This is a genomic window from Gemmatimonas sp. (assembly GCF_041689975.1).
In the GTDB taxonomy this organism is placed as follows: Bacteria; Gemmatimonadota; Gemmatimonadetes; order Gemmatimonadales; family Gemmatimonadaceae; genus Gemmatimonas.
Window position 1 is genome coordinate 1 of the sequence record NZ_JBDNFF010000358.1, and the last position, 3,245, is coordinate 3,245.

The following is a 3,245-nucleotide window of genomic DNA, read 5'->3' on the forward strand; positions in this document are numbered from 1 at the left end:
GAACATCGACATCGGGTTCCTCAGCGCCGTCGACGCCGCGCGTACGAGTCGTGATGGTCGTACCAACCCGGTGTACAATATTCTGCGGGTGCGCCGGGATATCGGCACGCAAAGCTCGGCCGGCTTTCTCGTCACCGACCGAACCGAAGGGCGGCGCTTCAACCGCGTCGCCGGCGTGGACTCTCGCCTCAACTTTGCGAAGGTCTACAACGTGGAGGTGCGCGCGGCGACCAGTCTGACCGGCGACAGTGCCGGCACACGCAGCGGACAGCTCCTCGAGCTCAATCATGGACGGACCGGACGGGCGTGGGGATACCGGAGCTCGCTGTCCTCCTTTTCGCCGCAGTTCGAGACGCAGAGCGGTTTCGTGAATCGCACCGACTTCGTGCGTGCCCAGCTCTTCCAGCGATTTACACGGTTTGGCCGCAAGGGTGGCTGGTGGGATCAGCAGCAGCAGTTCGTTCGCTCGTCGGCCTTGTGGTCGTACGAGGGATTTCAAGAGCGCGGCTCGCCGTTGGAGGTCACCGCCGCCCTCGATAATTCGTTCGTATTGCGTGGCGGCTGGCGGGCTTCGATCACTCCCGAGGTGCAGGCGGTCGCCTTCGATGCGCGACGCTACGCCCGCACCGCCACGGTGCTCCCCACCGTCAACGGTCGGGTCGATACCGTCGCCTTCGTACCGAATGGTCGGCAGTTCACACGCGCACTCCAATTCTCGCTCAATACACCGCAGTGGCGTCGCGGCGGGGCCACCCTCAGCGCGCGGCGCGGCACCGAACCGGAGTTCTTTGAGACCGCCACCGCCACGCGTACGGAGATGGAGCTGTCGGCCGACTTGCGTCCGTCGCCGCAGTTACGTGTGTCGTCGCTCGTGCGCTACCAGCAATTCCTGCGCGCGCGCGATGGGTCGGTGTTCAGCACGCAGATCGTACCACGCCTGCGCACAGAGTACCAGTTTTCCCGCGCGCTCTTTGCCCGGCTGATCGTACAGATCGAATCGCGTGACCGTGATGCACTGCGGGATCCGCGTACCGAGCGTCCACTGCTCACGCGGGCAGCCAACGGAACGTACAGCGCGATCGGTCGCCGTAAGTCGCTGCTGGGACGTGCCGATTGGCTGATCTCGTATCTCCCGAGTCCCGGCACGGTAATCTTCGTGGGATACGGTTCGGCGCTCGACGCGAGCCTGACCATGCGGCCATTCGAAGCCGAGCGTGTGTCGGACGGCGCGTTCGTGAAACTGAGTTATCTGTTTCGCGCCGGCGTGCCGCGGGTGAGCCAGTCGGGCGCGGGTCGGTAACGCCCGGCGATCTACACCGCCCCCAACGCCGCGAAAAACAATGCGGCCACATCCATCTGGAGCGATTCGGTCGCACCCGATGGATGCCACACCAGCTTCGCGTCACACACCACGTCGTCTGCGTCTGGTCTGATCACGCGAATCGTGCGCTCGAAGCGGTCGACGATCCAATACTCCGCAACACCAAGGCGGACATAGAACGCGCGCTTCTGCACGTGGTCGCGCCGACGAGTCGTTTGCGACAGGATTTCGACCACGAGCAACGGCGTCGGCATCTCGGCCCACGTTTGCGGAAGCGCGGGCGTGGCGGGACGCACCATCATGTCCGGCTCGACCTGAGAGCCGTGCTGGCGTACCACCGCGCGGGGCGTGGACAGCAGCCCGAGCTTCTGCGAGTGCACATACGGAACCAGAATAAAGAGCAGGTGCGAGGCCAGCGTCTCATGCCCCGGCGAAGGCGCCGGCGTCACGAACAGCTCTCCATCCACGAGCTCGTACCTGTTGCCGTCGTCGGGCAACCGATCCAACTCCGCGAGCGTCCACGCGCCCGTCGTCTGAGCCATGAGCATCGTCCGTCTGTCCTCGGCGAGAGTAATCCGCAGCGCATGGGGCGAATATGCGCGCAGCAGCCTCAGAGTCCGTCACCAAAAGTTCGCGCCCAGTGTCATCGCGTTGCGTAGGCACATGGAGCGTACGCTCGGCACGCCCGCCGAGTCAAGCGTCGGCGCGTCAGAACAGGCGCTGCGCTCCCAACCGTACGAACGGCACGTTCCCCGGAGCCAGGTCCGCCACACTGCGGCCATCGCGGGCATACTCGAGTCGGCGCAGCACGGTCATGCCGGCATCCGCAGTGAGCTGCAGCTTCCCGCCCCCCGGTGCCCATCGCACCTGCGGACCCACGGTGGCGTTGGCCAGCCAGAGCGCGTCACCACCCGCCACGCGCTGCGCGTCGGGAAGACCATAGTTCGCGCCGATCAGTGAGGCGTTGATCCCCAAGTCGAGCCCTTTGCGCGGCATCCACCATACGTCGCCACGCGAGGGGAGCAGCGCGTCGATGAGTACGCGTCGCGAGGGACGCGACACCACGTGGAGCACAGGAATCGGTAGCAGCTTGCCAAAGCTCGACGCGTACGACAACCCGGCACCGATCGTGGTGCGTGCCGACACGATACGATCAACGAACGCGGCACCCTCCACGCGAAACGTCTCGCCGTACAAGCCCGGTCGGAGTACGCCCACCATGGTGTGCTTGGTGCCGACGGTGCGCAGCACCAGCAGGTCGGCCGCGACCACGTTGAGCGTCGTGAACGCATCGAACGTGGTGCTGCCCTGCAGCCGGGCACGCTCGCGGGGCAGGGCGGCACGTACAGCGCGGAACTGCCCCCCGACCACCACGATGGTGTTCCCCTGGTCCCGTACGAAACGATGCCCCAACGACGCCTGGACGGCCTGCTGTGCGAACGCGTCACGGGCAGTGGTGCCAACGGGCAACGACACATCGGTGCCGCCCAGCGCCTCCACACGCACCGTGATGCGTTCGCGCTGCGCGTGAAGGGTGCGAGTCCACGTTCCCGTTGTGAGAACGCCAGCGAACGCAAGCGCGCCCGCGCGGAACGAAGAATCGAGCAGGAAGCAAGTCATGGCGGGAGGAGACAAGGGGAGCTTGCGGGAGCGAACCGAGACCGGCAGACTGTAGCTAATCCTGACCCGTTCTGTCGGCAAACTCAACCGCTGATCGCATGCGCCGTCTTCTGCTTTCAACTCTCCTGCTCGCACCCGCACCACTCCTCGCGCAGACGGCGTCGATCGCTCGCGTCGACACGCTGTTGGCGGCGGCGCAGCTCGCACCGGCCGTCACCCTGGTGGACCAGGCGCTCGCCGCCACCCCGCGCGACTTCGAGGTGCTTTGGCGCAGCTCGCGCGTACGAGTGCTGCAGGGGGATGC

Annotated in this window: 3 protein-coding genes and 1 pseudogene; 2 read left to right on the plus strand and 2 right to left on the minus strand. The window is 65.9% G+C overall.

Annotated elements, in window-relative coordinates; genetic code table 11:
* A partial coding sequence (locus tag ACESNG_RS20905; protein WP_373070677.1) for a hypothetical protein occupies window positions 1–1,300 on the plus strand: 1,300 nt, incomplete at its 5' end.
* Between the two features lie 11 nt (window positions 1,301–1,311).
* Here ACESNG_RS20905 and ACESNG_RS20910 read toward each other — a convergent pair.
* Together ACESNG_RS20910 and ACESNG_RS20915 are read right to left on the minus strand one after the other, a co-directional pair.
* On the minus strand, window positions 1,312–1,863 hold the full coding sequence (locus tag ACESNG_RS20910) for a Uma2 family endonuclease (protein ID WP_373062459.1): 552 nt from the start codon (window positions 1,861–1,863) through the stop codon (window positions 1,312–1,314).
* A gap of 166 nt (window positions 1,864–2,029) precedes the next feature.
* Window positions 2,030–2,941 (minus strand): hypothetical protein, encoded by a 912-nt coding sequence (locus tag ACESNG_RS20915; protein ID WP_373062457.1) that lies wholly within the window; start codon window positions 2,939–2,941, stop codon window positions 2,030–2,032.
* Window positions 2,942–3,039: 98 nt separating this feature from the next.
* Between ACESNG_RS20915 and ACESNG_RS20920 the strand changes: the two are divergent.
* Window positions 3,040–3,245 (plus strand): annotated as a pseudogene (locus ACESNG_RS20920) (hypothetical protein); the annotation flags it as partial.

What these genes read in the sequence shown, in the direction of transcription:
- ACESNG_RS20910 (WP_373062459.1), bottom strand. Translation starts at nt 1,863, where the DNA reads ATGGCTCAGACGACGGGCGCGTGGACGCTCGCGGAGTTGGATCGGTTG.
- ACESNG_RS20915 (WP_373062457.1), bottom strand. Translation starts at nt 2,941, where the DNA reads ATGACTTGCTTCCTGCTCGATTCTTCGTTCCGCGCGGGCGCGCTTGCG.